This is a genomic window from Caballeronia sp. LZ028, assembly GCF_031451415.1.
Classification (GTDB): domain Bacteria; phylum Pseudomonadota; class Gammaproteobacteria; order Burkholderiales; family Burkholderiaceae; genus Caballeronia; species Caballeronia zhejiangensis.
Map to the genome: position 1 here is coordinate 1,196,702 of NZ_JARUXN010000003.1, position 12,676 is coordinate 1,209,377.

The following is a 12,676-nucleotide window of genomic DNA, read 5'->3' on the forward strand; positions in this document are numbered from 1 at the left end:
GCGGCGGCGGCCCCGCCGGCGGCGGCCCCGGCGGCGGCGGCAACGGCGGTGGCGGCAACGGCGGTGGCGGCAACGGCGGCGGCAACGGCGGTGGCGGTCACGGCGGTGGCGGCAACGGCGGCGGCAACGGCGGCGGCGGTCACGGTGGTGGTGGCAATGGCGGCGGCGGCAACGGTGGTGGCGGCAACGGCGGTGGCGGCAACGGCGGCGGCGGTCACGGCGGTGGCGGCAACGGCGGCGGCGGTCACGGTGGCGGCGGCAATGGCGGCGGCGGCAACGGTGGTGGCGGCAACGGCGGTGGCGGTCACGGCGGCGGCGGTCACGGCGGTGGCGGCAACGGCGGCGGCAACGGCAGTGGCGGCAACGGCGGCGGCGGCAGTGGCGGCAACGGCGGCGGCGGCAGTGGCGGCAACGGCGGCGGCGGAAACGGCGGCGGTCACGGCGGCGGTGGCGGTCACGGTGGCGGCGGAGGCCACGGCGGCCGGTAACTTGGCAGCATGGCGCAAGGAAGAACCGATGCTCTTAACCCGGCATCGGTTTTTTCCTTTACTTGCCGTGAGCGCCTCGCGCGTATCCGCGATACCCGATCATCGATCGCATCGCGATCAGCGAAATCATCACGACGCGCGCAAACTGGGCCCTTCTCACCCACGACGAAGGATCGCGCCATGCCCTCTCACACTCTCGATCTGAACGGCCGCGTCGCGCTCGTGACGGGCGGCTCACGCGGCATCGGTCGCGCGATTTCGCTCGCTCTCGGCGCATCCGGTGCATCGGTAGCGGTGAACTATCGGCAGCGCGAAAACGAGGCCACCGGCGTGGTCGCGGAAATCGAGCGCGGCGGCAATCGCGCGATCGCGGTACGCGCCGACGTGTCGACAGGCAACGACGTCACCGCGATGATCGACGACATCGTTCAACGCCTCGGCCACATCGACATCTTGGTGAACAACGCGGGCACAGCGACGATGATCGATATCGACGATCTCACCGAAACCGAGTTCGACCGCACGCTCGCCGTCAATCTGAAGTCGGCGTTTCTCTGCACGCAAGCCGTGCTCAACGGCATGCGCGCGCGGCGCTGGGGACGCATCGTCAATCTGTCGTCGGCGGCGGCGCGCGGGCCGGGTCTGGTGGGCGTTCACTACAACGCATCGAAGGCGGGCCTCGAAGGTCTGACGCGCGGTTACGCCGCACGGCTCGCGCGCGATGGCATCACCGTCAACGCCGTCGCGCCCGGACCGATCGACACCGAAATGGCCGAACCGCTCAAGGCGTCGAACGTTGCGGAGCGGCTGCCCGTCGGGCGGCTCGGAGAAGCGGACGAAGTCGCGGACGTCGTGATGACGCTAATCGGCAACGCGTTCATCACCGGACAGACGATTCCGGTGAACGGCGGCGCCAGCTTCATCTGAAGAGACGCTGCTACACCCTCGGCGGGCCGACGTGCGTGACGACTTCCTTCACGCCCGGCGCGTTTTCGGCCGCGACGCGAACGGCCTTCGCTTCGTCGTCGTTCGTGACCGTCATCCACAGATGCACGGTCCCGTTTTCGACGATGACGTTCTCGCGAGCGAGCGCCCACGGATGGCCCGACATCGCCGCGATGACCGCCTCGCGGATCGAGTGATCGGTGATATCGGCATCGACGGGCAACTCGGGCGCCATTGTGACGAGCGCGCGAATCAGATTTGCGCGGCTCACCACGCCGACCACCTTGCCGTCGCGCAGCACCGGCACGCGCTTGATGCGCTTGCGTTCGAGCAGCTCGGCGATGTCGGCGACGGGGCATGTTTCGCTCACGGTCGCGACGTCGGTGGTCATCACGTCGCTGACCTTGCGCGCGTGCTCCTTGACATACTGGCTCGCCAGTTCGCGCGTCGATGCAACGAGTTCGAGCCACCACGCACGCTGCTTGACGCCGGTCCCGATCTCCGCGCGATGCATCAGGTCGCCCTCGGTGACGATGCCGAGCAGGTTGCCCTCCTCGTCGATCACAGGCATGCCGCTGATGCCGGCGAATACCATCGTGCCCGCGGCCTGGCGCACGGACATATCGGGACTGGCGGAAACGATCGATGTCGTCATGATGTCGGCAGCTCGCACGTTCATCTCCCTCTGAAAAGACAGTGGCGTTATGGATAAGCGTTATGGTGCCTGCGGCGTCGGGTCGTCGTCCGGCCGGCGCGTGCGTCGAGCTTGATACAGGTCAACGGTCAGAATGCGCGCGATGAAGAAACGGAACCGCCCTCTCGCACCGCTGCTCGCGATGCGAACCCATCATCGGGAGCTTGATGAACGATACAACAGAACGCGCTGCGATACCGATCTCAAGTATGCGCTCACGCGGTTCGAGCTGAAGGTCGAACGCGCGCTCTTCGGCCTGCGCACGATCATGGACGAATCCGTCGAGTTTTGCGCGAATCACAGGCGCACTGCAGAAACGGTCATTCTTCCCGCCGTCGAGTGCCATCTATCGGAATTCAACCACGTACACATCGACGCAGCAGTCGAATCTCGGCCCGACGCTTCCGCGATGCAACATCGAAGGAGAGCGCCGGGAAGTCTGTACCGCCTGATAACAAAGGCCGTCAGAGCCGTCGGGAGAATTTACTGACTCCAAACTCGATTCCGAAGAAGTAAGTTTTTCTGCCACCGCAACGCCGCAGCAGATTTTTTTACTGTGACAGACGTTTACATTCATCTCATAAGACGATAACCTTGCAGCCGTTGATCAGGTTTCGGCAACGGTTGCCGAGGTAGCGGAAGAACTCCGAAACGATTCGGCAAGTTTGACTGCAAACGCGCAAACGTTACCTATCCGACGACGATGCCTTCGAACTGAGCAGGTTTGTCATTTCGTAAGGCCCACGAGAGCGAACGCAATCGTTTGCTCGACTCAGCCATCCAGAGCGCCTGCTGCATCGCGCAATGGACCCAGCAGTGAATCCGTGCCGTTCAGTCTGTCCTTTAGCGCCTAACTTCGGCGTCGCGCAAACAGTCTGTCCTGAGCATGTAGTTTGGATGACTAACGAGTGTCATCTCGACGACAAACGGATCAGACGATCGCCACGTTTCCGAGTGGCATCGTGAATCACTGAAGAGGTCCGGGCAGCATTCTGGGTTTTACGAGCCTTACGCAAGTACATTAGTACCACTAAACACAATGACGAACCTTAACCCGACCTCGCTTCGTAACTTCAACGTTTTCTCGGCCCGCAAGGCCGCAGCGATCGCCACGGCAGCGCTTACGAGCGTGCTGCTCGCCGCGTGCGGCGGCGGCGGTGAAACCGCGTTCGACGACGCGACTGCCAAGAGCGCCGCCGCTCCGGAATCGACGGCGAAAGCGGCGACGAGCACGTCGATCTTCTACGGCGCGAACGGCCGCAACACGAACGGCGGCGCGTACGACTCGACGCCCGTGGCGACGCAGCTCGCGCAACTGAAGGACATCGGCGCGACGATCTATCGTAACGACGTATACAACCTGGCGTCGGCGAAGGTCATCGCGAAGATGGCGCAGACGATGGCGGCGAGCGGCGTGACCGTGTATCCCGTGATCCTGCTCGGCACCGGCTTCAGCAACGAACAGGATGCGTACAACGCGGCCTACACGCTCGGCGCGCAAGTCGCGAGCACGTACAAGTACAAGTACTACGAAGTCGGCAACGAACTCGAAGCGACGGCGCTGAACGGCAACGTCGACGGCACGAGCTGGACGCATTACAAGAATCAGCCCTACGTCGTCGCGCGCGGCGTGATCCGCGGTCTCATCGCCGGCGTGAAGTCGAAGGACAGCACGGCGAAGATTGTCGTCAACGGAACGTGGCTGCACTACGCGTTCTTCCAAATGCTGATGGACGGCTCGCAGCCGGACGGCACCCGCGGCCACCCGACGGTTAGCTGGGACATCACCGCATGGCACTGGTATTCGGATCAGGGCAACATGACGCGCGCATGCGGCGGCACGGGTTGTTACGACATGCTCGGCGTTCTCCATTCGTTCGGCAAGCCGGTGTGGCTCAGCGAATTCGGCGTGCGTCCGAACTACGGCACGGATCAGCAGATCGCGAACTACATGGTCGGCAGCATGATGATGGCGCAGTACCAGAGCGTCGCATCGAAGTACAACATCCAGTCGATCCAGGCGTTCGAGCTCTATGACGACAACGAAGGCAACTTCGGGCTGATGAAGTCCGACGGTCAGACGACGAAGCCCGCTTACTGGTCGTACAAGAACTTCGTTGCGACCCACCCGATGTAATTGCGCGGGGCATAGTCACCCCGTTTAACTGACCCAACGATCAACGAGCGACCCACAGTGGTCGCTCGTTGCGTTTTGAGCCCTTAAACAGGCGGTTTCCTTATCGGCGCGGCCGTATGACTGGTATTCCGTCATGGCGGCTTGTCGGCGGCTGCGGTCCACCCTACTCTGACTGCGAGCCTGCCCCGACGATCACCGCCGGGTTTGGCCATCCCATTCGATCCATACACTGCCTCATCTTCCGTTCGCGGAGGATGCCGGTCCTATTGGAGAAGATATGCGCGACAACCTGATTCCGGTCATCGAACGCGACGTGCTCAAAGAGCGCGTGCGATCCATTCTTTATTGCGGTGAATCCGGCGCCGCGTCGATCGTCGGAATCGCGAAGCGGCTCGCGTCGGCGGGCAGGCACTTCGAAGTGCACCACTTCGCGCGAGCGGCCGACCACGCGATGTTCGTCGATGAATTCGACGCACTGCGCGAGCACGGCAAGATCTACCATCATCTGGACCTGACCGATGATCTCTTCGCACAGGAAAGCGCCTTCACCATGAGTCCGACGCGCGCTTGCACGCAAATCTACTGCAGTGGACCGCCCGCGTTCACGGATCTGGTCGAGCGTCAGGCGCGAGAATGGGTGCACGCCTCGAACATCCACAAGATCGTGCTCAACGATCTCGCTGCGCGCAACTGACGCAAGCCGTCAAAGCGCCGCGGGATCGAGACCCAGCGCCTCTGCCAACTCGCGCGGCGAGCGCACGACCTGCGCTTCCCTAGGGAAAAGCGCGGCGCCTTCATCGTCGGAAGGCCATGCCAGAACGCGCATATGCGCCGCGATGGCGGCACGCGCGCCGGTCGGACTGTCCTCGACTGCGATCACTTCCTCGGGCGTGAGCCGCAAGAGCCACGCCGCGCGCTCGTACGGCTCGGGACTCGGCTTGCCGTTGCGAACATCGTTGACGCTGATGCTCACGAGCGAAGGCTCTTCGATACCGAGCGCACGCAGATTCGCTTCGAGCAGCATGCGCGATGCATTCGACACGATCGCCTGCGTGATGCCCGCGGCCTTCGCGGCGCGATACACCTCCAGCGCGCCGGGACGCGGCACGAGCGCGGGCGCATTCTCCAGATACGTCCGCGCGCGAAACATCGACCAATCCGCGAAGTCGACCGTCAAGCCGAAGCGCTCACGACACAGCGCATGCACCTCGCGCCCCGTCTTGCCGAAGACGAGCGGATGCATCTCCTCGCCCGCCTCCACGCCATGCCGCGCGAGCGCAGCGATCAACGTCTTCAGATGCAGCGACTCGCTTTCCGCGAGCGTGCCGTCCATGTCCCACAAAATCGCCTTGATCAAAGCCTGACTCTTCCTTGTCGTATGCGGACGGTCGCCGCGAAATGGGCGCAGCCTATCACGCCGTCACGAGCATCGTCATTGCCGTTGCATTTATTTATACGGCCATATAATATCGACATCAATCCATACGACTCAATCTTCGGAAGGACGAGATCATGAGCAGAACACTTCGCGTCGGCGTTGTCGGCGGCGGAATCGGCGGGGTCGCATTGACCGGCGCGCTCGCGCGGCACGGCATCGAGGTGCGGCTTTTCGAGCGCGCGGGCGTTTTCGGCGATGTCGGCGCGGGCATCCAGATGACGCCCAATGCGGTGAAGGTGCTGCAGGCGCTCGGCATCGGCGATGCGCTGCGCGATGTCGCGTTCGTGCCGCAAGCGATTGTCGGGCGCAACTGGGAGACCGCGCGCGAGAACTTCCGCATTCCGCTCGCTTCGGAATGCCCGAAGCTGTATGGCGCGCCGTTCTATCACGTGCATCGCGCGGACCTGCATCGCCTGCTGACGACGCTCGTGCCCGCCGATGCCGCGCGTCTGTCGACGAGTTGCATCGACATTCGGCAGGAGAGGGACGCCGCCGTCGCCGTCTTCGACGATGGGAGCGAATTCGAAGCGGACGTGATCGTCGGCGCCGACGGCGTGCGTTCGATCGTGCGCTCGAAGCTCTTCGGCGACGAAGCGCCGCGCTTCACGGGCAACATGTGCTTCCGCGCCGTCGTGCCCTTCGATGAGACGCCCGAATTCGTGAGTCCGGATTCGTCGTTCTGGCTCGGGCCGCACGCGCATGTCGTCACGTATTACGTGCGTGGCGGCGCGGCGGTGAACATCGTCGCGGTCGCGGAGACGCAGAGCTGGGTCGAGGAATCGTGGAACGCGAAGTCGAGCCGTGAGGAATTGCTCGACGCGTTCGAAGGCTGGCATCCGAATTTGCAGCGTCTTTTCGAGCGCGCGGAATCGGTCTTCAAATGGGGCTTGTTCGATCGCGATCCGATGCGGACGTGGTCGCGTGGCAACGTCACATTGCTCGGCGACGCCGCGCATCCGATGTTGCCGTTTCTCTCGCAAGGCGCGGCGATGGCAATCGAAGATGGCTACGTGCTCGCGCAATCGCTCGCGGCGCATGGCACGGACATCGCGCACGCATTGGGCGACTACGAGGCCGAACGTCTGCCGCGCACGAGCCGCGTGCAACTCGAATCGCGCGAGCGGGGCCGCACGTATCACTTGCCGAGCGCGTTCGCGCAGAGAAAGCGCGATCTCATCTACAAGTTCAAGTCGTATCTGAATCCGCAGGCGTCGGGCATTCAGGCCAACTGGGTCTATGCGTACAACGCAACGGATTTCGCGCCGCGCGCGGCTGTGTCCAACGTTTCAGCGGAGGTTTGAGATGCCGGGAAAGGTTTATCGCATCGGGCAGATCGTCCCGAGTTCGAATACGACGATGGAAACCGAAATTCCGGCGATGCTGACTGCGCGTCAATCCATCGAACCGGAGCGTTTCACCTTTCATTCGAGCCGCATGCGGATGAAGAAGGTCGTGAAGGAAGAGCTCGCCGCGATGGATGCGGAGTCGGACCGCTGCGCCGTCGAGCTTTCCGATGCGCGCGTCGATGTGCTGGGTTATGCGTGTCTCGTCGCGATCATGGCGATGGGGCGCGGTTATCACCGCGTATCGCAGGCGCGTTTGACTCGGCATACGGCTGCGAATGGCGGCGAGGCGCCGGTTGTGACGAGCGCTGGTGCTTTGGTCGATGCGTTGAAGGTGATGAAGGCGAAACGCGTCGTCGTGGTGGCGCCTTATATGAAGGCGCTGACTGAGCTTGTGGTCGACTATATTCGAAGCGAAGGGTTCGATGTCATCGACTATCGCGCGCTCGAGATTCCCGACAATCTCGATGTGGCGCGGCATGATCCGGTTCTTCTGCCCGCTATCGTGCAGTCGATGCGCTATCAGGACGCTGATGTCGTCGTTCTCTCCGCTTGCGTGCAGATGCCGTCTTTATCCGTTGTGCCGATGGTCGAGGCGTTGACCGGGAAGCCCGTCGTGACTGCTGCAATCGCTACTACTTTTGCGATGTTGTCTCAGCTTGGGCTCAAGCGGGTTGTGCCCGGGGCCGGGGCTTTATTGTCTGGGGCTTTTTGATTTTTTTTTCTTCGCCGGATCCCGTTTTCGCGTCGGTCTATTAGCGTTGCCCCTGTGCGGGGCGGCACCTACTTTCTTTGCTGCTGCAAAGAAAGTAGGCAAAGAAAGCAGCTTTTCAGGCCCCCGGTCACACGCAATTTGGGTAGTCCTCTCGTCCCAGGCGGCACTCGCCTAAAGAGTGCCCTCATCACAATAACGGGGCTTGGCTCGCGCACGGTCCGCCGCCCGAAAACGTTGAGCGCGCTGGTTCAGCACGAAAGAGCTTCGGCACAGCGCTACGCGCTGCCGCCGGGTATGCAAGGGAAACCAACGTGCCGCACTTGCGGAGAGATGGATACGTTAGTAGAGAAGCACATGCATCCCCGATTGACCGGTCGGCCGCGAAGCGGGCTGGAGCTATTTGGTGCTGAACCAGCTTGTTGTGTGGTGCGATGTGGCAGACCGTGCGCGATCCAAGCCCGGTCGGGCCTATGAGGGCACTCTTTAGGCAGCCCACGATGGACGAGAGGACTACCCAAATTGCGTGTGACCGCGGGCGTGTCAGTAGCTGCTTTCTTTGCTTACTTTCTTTGCAGCAGCAAAGAAAGTGAGTGCCGCCCCGCACAGGGGCAGTGCCAATAGACCGACCCGAAAACGGGATCCGGCGAAAACGGAAGTAAACGAGAAAGACACACGATGAAATCGACCCTACTCTACGGCGCAAACATCAACGCAAACGGCATCCGCCAACACTATCTGCGCTACGGCGGGCCGCAAGCAACCCACGATGCCATCGTGCTAATCCCCGGCATCACGAGCCCGGCCATCACCTGGGGATTCGTCGCGGAAACGCTAGGCCGCCACTTCGATACCTATGTGCTTGACGTCCGCGGCCGCGGCCTCTCCGAAGCCTCATCGACGCTCGATTACAGTCTCGACGCGCAAACCGCCGATCTCATCGCGTTCATCGAAGCGATCGGCCTGAAGCAAGCCAACGTGCTCGGCCATTCGATGGGCGCACGCATCGCCCTGCGCGCCGCACGGCAAACAAAGTCCATCGCGCGACTCGCGCTCATCGATCCGCCCGTGTCCGGCCCGGGCCGTCGCGCCTACCCCGCGCAACTCGCGTGGTACATCGATTCGATCGCGCTCGCACGCAAAGGCATCGACGTAGAAGGCATGCGCGCGTTCTGCCCGACGTGGACCGACGAGCAACTGCGCCTGCGCGCGCAATGGCTGCACACCTGCGATGAACGCGCGATCCGCGCGAGCTTCGAAGGCTTCCATACGGACGACATCCACGCCGACATGCCGCACGTCACGCAACCCACGCTGCTGATGTCAGCCGGCCGCGGCGACGTGATCCGCGATGAAGACATCGCAGAAATGCGCGATCTGATGCCGCAACTCGAAGTCGTGAAAGTGCCGAACGCAGGCCACATGATCCCGTGGGACGACGAACAAGGCTTCTATCGCGCGCTCGGTTCGTTCTTCGGCGCAACACTCACCTGAAACGTAGGCGACACATCATGCCAATCAGCGACCATCAACTGATTCAAGCGTGGAAAGAGGTGCTCACGCTGTCGCGCCTGAAAGCAGGCCAGACCGTGACGATACTCACCGGCGCCGCAACGCATCCGCAAACGCTCGCCTGCGCCTTGATTGCGACGCAATCGATGGGCGCCATCGTCAACCGGCTCGATCTTCCGCCCGTCAACGGCGAGAAGGCGCTGAGCCGCGACGCCCTCGCCTATCTCGGCGAAACGCCGCTCACCGGAAACCGCGCGGCCATCGCGGCCCTCAAGGCAAGCGATCTCGTGCTCGATCTGATGACGCTGCTTTTTTCGCCCGAGCAACACGACATTCTCGCGTCGGGCACGAAGATCCTGCTCGCCGTCGAACCGCCCGAAGTGCTCGTTCGCATGACGCCGTCGCTCGACGACAGAAGGCGCGTGCTCGCCGCCGCGAAGCGCATCGAACAGGCGCGCGAGATGCGCGTCACATCGAAAGCGGGCACCGATCTGCGCTGTCCGCTCGGCGAGTTTCCGGCCATCGCCGAATATGGTTTCGTCGATGAACCCGGCCGCTGGGATCATTGGCCGAGCGGTTTCGCGCTCACTTTTCCGAACGAAGGCGGCGCGAACGGGCGCATCGTGATCGATCGCGGCGACATCCTTCTGCCGCAGAAGAGCTATTGCACGGAACCGGTCGTGCTGACCGTCGAAGGCGGCTACGCGCGCCACATCGAAGGCGGCGTCGATGCCGATCTCCTGCGCGAATACATGCTCTCGTTCGACGACCCCGAAGCCTTCGCGATCTCGCACATCGGCTGGGGCCTGCAAAAGCGCGCGCACTGGTCGACGCTCGGTCTCTACGATCGCGAAGCGACGCTCGGCATGGACGCCCGCGCGTTCGACGGCAACTTCCTGTTCTCGCTCGGCCCGAACAACGAAGGCGGCGGCAAGCGCACGACGGCTTGCCATATCGACATCCCCTTGCGCCGCTGCACCGTCTCGCTCGACGGCGTGGACGTCGTGCGCGAAGGCAGAACCATCGAGGAAACGTCATGAACGACGAGGTTTATCAGCGGCAAGGTTTCGGCAACGACCTTCGCATCGAAGGCCGCATCGGACTGTTGATCGTCGACTTCGTGAACGGTTTCGCCAATCCGGACGTGTTCGGCGGCGGCAACATCGCGCAGGCGATCGAGCGCACGGTGCCGCTGCTGCGCGCGGCGCGTGAGTTGCGCTGGCCGATTGCGCATAGCCGCATTGTCTATGCCGATGACGACGCCGATGCCAACATCTTCTCGCTCAAAGTCCCCGGCATGCTGACGCTGAAAGAGCACGCGCACGACAGCGCGATCGTGCCGCAACTCGCGCCGGAAGACGGCGAGCTCGTCGTGCGCAAGAACGTGCCGTCGGCGTTCTTCGGCACGTCGCTCGCCGCGTGGCTCACCATGCGCGGCGTCACCACGCTCGCCGTCGCGGGCGCGGTGACGAGCGGCTGCGTGCGCGCGAGCGTCGTCGATGCGATGCAGTTCGGCTTTCGTCCCGTGGTGCTATCCGATTGCGTCGGCGATCGCGCGCTCGCGCCGCATGACGCCAACCTTTTCGATATGGCGCAGAAGTACGCGGCCGTGATGTCGTCGGATGAATTGCTCAGCCGCGCGCGTCGTTCTCCGGCACGCAGCTGAACGATACGGTCGATGTCTGCTCTTGAAGCGAGCGCACGCCGCTCGTCGCTTCCGACCGGATCGCGACGCGTTGCGCGCGCTGCTTGCAGTATTCGGAGGCGGCGTCCATCGCCGCGTTGCGCGCCGTCACCCACGACATGCGCGTGCCCGTCGCCTTGCCTGTGACGGTGTAGGTGTTGGGCTGCGCGCCGGCCGTGACGCCGTTCGTCGTGCCGCAGGCCGCGAGCAGACACGCGAGCGCGAGCGCGCCGAACGCGCCGAACCTGCGCGGCGTCGAAATCATCGATCTGATGTAAGAGAACATGCTGGCGAACCGTGAATTTGAGACACGGCCGAATGGTACAAGCGGACGCGAGTTTCTTCACGGATCAGAGGAATGACGCTGCACGACGGGGCCGGACAAGCGGCGGCGCGGGCCTTGCCTGCGCGCGTTTTCACGGTCGACCGCGTGCGCGCTTTGTTGCTCCGCTCAGGCCTGAGCGATGCGATCCAGCAGGCGTTGCAGGCGCGAATGCTGCGACGGCGCGAGTCCCGGTGTGGAAAGCGCCTGCACGACGCGTCCGCGCCAGTATGTCTTGGAGAAGAGCGAGTTCGCGCCTTCGAGGCTCAGCACTTGCTCGAGATGTTCGATCGCCGAATCGAGATGACCGACGCTATAAAGGAGTGCGCGCGCGCTGACGTTGTGCATGGCACGGGTGTTTCAGATGAAGATCGATTCGATGCGAACACGAAGCGGCGCGCGCTGACACACGCGCCGCTCGCGGACATCAGCTCATGTGCTGGCCGCCGTTGATCGCGATGTTGGAGCCGGTGACGAAGCCCGCGTCATCGGAGCACAGGAACGCGACGAGCGCCGCGACTTCCTCGGGCTTGCCGAGACGGCCCGCCGGAATCTGCGGAAGAATCTTCGTGTCGAGGATTTCCTGCGGAATCGCCGTCACCATCTTGGTCGCGAGATAGCCCGGCGAAATCGTGTTCACCGTCACGCCCTTCTTCGCGACTTCGAGCGCGAGCGACTTCGTGAAGCCGTGCATGCCCGCCTTCGCCGCCGAATAGTTCGTCTGGCCGATCTGACCTTTCGAGCCGTTCACCGACGAAATGTTGATGATGCGGCCAAAGCCGCGCGACACCATCTCTTCGCAGACCGGCTTCGTCATGTTGAAAACCGAGTCGAGGTTGGTGCGCAGCACGGAATCCCAGTTCACCTTCGTCATCTTCTTGAAGGTCGTGTCCTGGGTGATACCGGCGTTGTTCACGAGGATATCGATCGGGCCGACTTCAGCCTGGATCTTCGCCACGCAGTGCTGGGCGGAATCGTAATCGGCGACGTCCACGCCATACGCGCGGAAGTTGTAGCCCTGGCGGTCCATGCTCGCAAGCCATTCGCCGACCTTCGCGTTGCCCGGCGAATGCGTCACGACGACCGCGTAACCCGCGTCGTGCAGCTTCATGCTGATTGCTTCGCCCAGACCGCCCATGCCGCCCGTCACCACTGCGATTCGCTTAGTCATGCTGATACTCCTCGTCATTTCTCTCAGGTTAATGAATCTCGGAATGGCGCCGACGCGGCCATCTTGCCCAACGCTAATATTGTTTTGATGACGCGTCGGGACGCGCGCGCGGCGCCGTCGTACTGCATTCGTTACGGACGTTCCACCGCCAGCGCGACACCCATGCCGCCGCCGATGCACAGCGACGCCAGACCCTTCTTCGCGTCGCGCTTCTGCATTTCGTGCAGCAG

General features: G+C 63.1%; 16 protein-coding genes. 9 read left to right on the top strand and 7 right to left on the bottom strand.

Annotation, left to right across the window (positions count from 1 at the left end; genetic code table 11):
- Positions 1 to 458 (bottom strand): hypothetical protein (locus QCE58_RS22705; RefSeq protein ID WP_309780368.1); only part of this gene is annotated, 458 nt, incomplete at its 3' end.
- A 210-nt stretch (positions 459 to 668) separates the two neighbouring features.
- Between QCE58_RS22705 and QCE58_RS22710 the strand changes: the two genes are divergently transcribed.
- Positions 669 to 1,415 carry an SDR family NAD(P)-dependent oxidoreductase gene (locus QCE58_RS22710; protein ID WP_250522109.1) on the top strand — a complete coding sequence of 249 codons (747 nt, stop codon included), beginning with the start codon at positions 669 to 671 and terminating at the stop codon, positions 1,413 to 1,415.
- 10 nt (positions 1,416 to 1,425) lie between these two features.
- On the opposite strand, the gene QCE58_RS22715 is transcribed toward QCE58_RS22710, so the two are convergent.
- Positions 1,426 to 2,112: a CBS domain-containing protein gene (locus QCE58_RS22715; protein WP_008349162.1), complete on the bottom strand. Its 687-nt coding sequence runs from the start codon at positions 2,110 to 2,112 to the stop codon at positions 1,426 to 1,428.
- Between the two features lie 118 nt (positions 2,113 to 2,230).
- On the opposite strand from QCE58_RS22715, the gene QCE58_RS22720 reads away from it, so the two are divergent.
- The 3 genes from QCE58_RS22720 (at position 2,231) to QCE58_RS22730 (ending at position 4,958) form a co-directional block, all read left to right on the top strand.
- Positions 2,231 to 2,617, top strand: a complete 387-nt coding sequence (locus QCE58_RS22720; protein ID WP_250522110.1) for a hypothetical protein — start codon at positions 2,231 to 2,233, stop codon at positions 2,615 to 2,617.
- A gap of 549 nt (positions 2,618 to 3,166) precedes the next feature.
- Positions 3,167 to 4,264 carry a glycosyl hydrolase gene (locus QCE58_RS22725; protein WP_008349164.1) on the top strand — a complete coding sequence of 366 codons (1,098 nt, stop codon included), beginning with the start codon at positions 3,167 to 3,169 and terminating at the stop codon, positions 4,262 to 4,264.
- A gap of 277 nt (positions 4,265 to 4,541) precedes the next feature.
- Entirely contained in the window at positions 4,542 to 4,958 is a 417-nt protein-coding gene (locus QCE58_RS22730) for a hypothetical protein (protein WP_250441209.1), read from the top strand.
- A gap of 9 nt (positions 4,959 to 4,967) precedes the next feature.
- Here QCE58_RS22730 and QCE58_RS22735 read toward each other — a convergent pair whose 3' ends face one another.
- Positions 4,968 to 5,621: an HAD family phosphatase gene (locus QCE58_RS22735; protein WP_008349166.1), complete on the bottom strand. Its 654-nt coding sequence runs from the start codon at positions 5,619 to 5,621 to the stop codon at positions 4,968 to 4,970.
- 155 nt (positions 5,622 to 5,776) lie between these two features.
- On the opposite strand from QCE58_RS22735, the gene QCE58_RS22740 reads away from it, so the two are divergent.
- The 5 genes from QCE58_RS22740 (at position 5,777) to QCE58_RS22760 (ending at position 10,935) form a co-directional block, all read left to right on the top strand.
- Positions 5,777 to 7,003: an FAD-dependent monooxygenase gene (locus tag QCE58_RS22740; RefSeq protein ID WP_008349167.1), complete on the top strand. Its 1,227-nt coding sequence runs from the start codon at positions 5,777 to 5,779 to the stop codon at positions 7,001 to 7,003.
- 1 nt (position 7,004) lies between these two features.
- Positions 7,005 to 7,760, top strand: coding sequence for an Asp/Glu racemase (locus QCE58_RS22745; protein ID WP_275445957.1), 756 nt, complete (start codon positions 7,005 to 7,007; stop codon positions 7,758 to 7,760).
- A 675-nt stretch (positions 7,761 to 8,435) separates the two neighbouring features.
- On the top strand, positions 8,436 to 9,251 hold the full coding sequence (locus QCE58_RS22750; RefSeq protein ID WP_008349169.1) for an alpha/beta fold hydrolase: 816 nt from the start codon (positions 8,436 to 8,438) through the stop codon (positions 9,249 to 9,251).
- Between the two features lie 17 nt (positions 9,252 to 9,268).
- Positions 9,269 to 10,309, top strand: coding sequence for a hypothetical protein (locus QCE58_RS22755; RefSeq protein WP_008349171.1), 1,041 nt, complete (start codon positions 9,269 to 9,271; stop codon positions 10,307 to 10,309).
- Positions 10,306 to 10,935 (top strand): isochorismatase family protein, encoded by a 630-nt coding sequence (locus tag QCE58_RS22760; RefSeq protein WP_008349172.1) that lies wholly within the window; start codon positions 10,306 to 10,308, stop codon positions 10,933 to 10,935. Before QCE58_RS22755 ends, QCE58_RS22760 begins: the two co-directional genes overlap by 4 nt.
- Here the strand turns inward: QCE58_RS22760 and QCE58_RS22765 are convergent.
- From QCE58_RS22765 to QCE58_RS22780, 4 genes are all read right to left on the bottom strand, one after another.
- On the bottom strand, positions 10,901 to 11,239 hold the full coding sequence (locus QCE58_RS22765) for a hypothetical protein (RefSeq protein WP_008349173.1): 339 nt from the start codon (positions 11,237 to 11,239) through the stop codon (positions 10,901 to 10,903). The two genes, QCE58_RS22760 and QCE58_RS22765, sit on opposite strands and share 35 nt — an antisense overlap.
- 165 nt (positions 11,240 to 11,404) lie before the next feature.
- Positions 11,405 to 11,623, bottom strand: coding sequence for a hypothetical protein (locus tag QCE58_RS22770; RefSeq protein WP_008349174.1), 219 nt, complete (start codon positions 11,621 to 11,623; stop codon positions 11,405 to 11,407).
- A gap of 79 nt (positions 11,624 to 11,702) precedes the next feature.
- Positions 11,703 to 12,446, bottom strand: a complete 744-nt coding sequence (gene phbB, locus QCE58_RS22775) for an acetoacetyl-CoA reductase (protein ID WP_008349175.1) — start codon at positions 12,444 to 12,446, stop codon at positions 11,703 to 11,705.
- A gap of 131 nt (positions 12,447 to 12,577) precedes the next feature.
- On the bottom strand, positions 12,578 to 12,676 hold a 99-nt coding region (locus QCE58_RS22780), incomplete at its 5' end, for a hypothetical protein (RefSeq protein ID WP_309779734.1).

Coding starts and splice junctions, on each gene's coding strand:
- QCE58_RS22715 (WP_008349162.1), bottom strand. CDS start 2,112: ATGAACGTGCGAGCTGCCGACATCATGACGACATCGATCGTTTCCGCC.
- QCE58_RS22765 (WP_008349173.1), bottom strand. CDS start 11,239: ATGTTCTCTTACATCAGATCGATGATTTCGACGCCGCGCAGGTTCGGC.
- QCE58_RS22760 (WP_008349172.1), top strand. CDS start 10,306: ATGAACGACGAGGTTTATCAGCGGCAAGGTTTCGGCAACGACCTTCGC.
- QCE58_RS22720 (WP_250522110.1), top strand. CDS start 2,231: ATGAAGAAACGGAACCGCCCTCTCGCACCGCTGCTCGCGATGCGAACC.
- QCE58_RS22770 (WP_008349174.1), bottom strand. CDS start 11,623: ATGCACAACGTCAGCGCGCGCGCACTCCTTTATAGCGTCGGTCATCTC.
- QCE58_RS22755 (WP_008349171.1), top strand. CDS start 9,269: ATGCCAATCAGCGACCATCAACTGATTCAAGCGTGGAAAGAGGTGCTC.
- QCE58_RS22725 (WP_008349164.1), top strand. CDS start 3,167: ATGACGAACCTTAACCCGACCTCGCTTCGTAACTTCAACGTTTTCTCG.
- QCE58_RS22750 (WP_008349169.1), top strand. CDS start 8,436: ATGAAATCGACCCTACTCTACGGCGCAAACATCAACGCAAACGGCATC.
- phbB (WP_008349175.1), bottom strand. CDS start 12,446: ATGACTAAGCGAATCGCAGTGGTGACGGGCGGCATGGGCGGTCTGGGC.
- QCE58_RS22710 (WP_250522109.1), top strand. CDS start 669: ATGCCCTCTCACACTCTCGATCTGAACGGCCGCGTCGCGCTCGTGACG.
- QCE58_RS22730 (WP_250441209.1), top strand. CDS start 4,542: ATGCGCGACAACCTGATTCCGGTCATCGAACGCGACGTGCTCAAAGAG.
- QCE58_RS22745 (WP_275445957.1), top strand. CDS start 7,005: ATGCCGGGAAAGGTTTATCGCATCGGGCAGATCGTCCCGAGTTCGAAT.
- QCE58_RS22740 (WP_008349167.1), top strand. CDS start 5,777: ATGAGCAGAACACTTCGCGTCGGCGTTGTCGGCGGCGGAATCGGCGGG.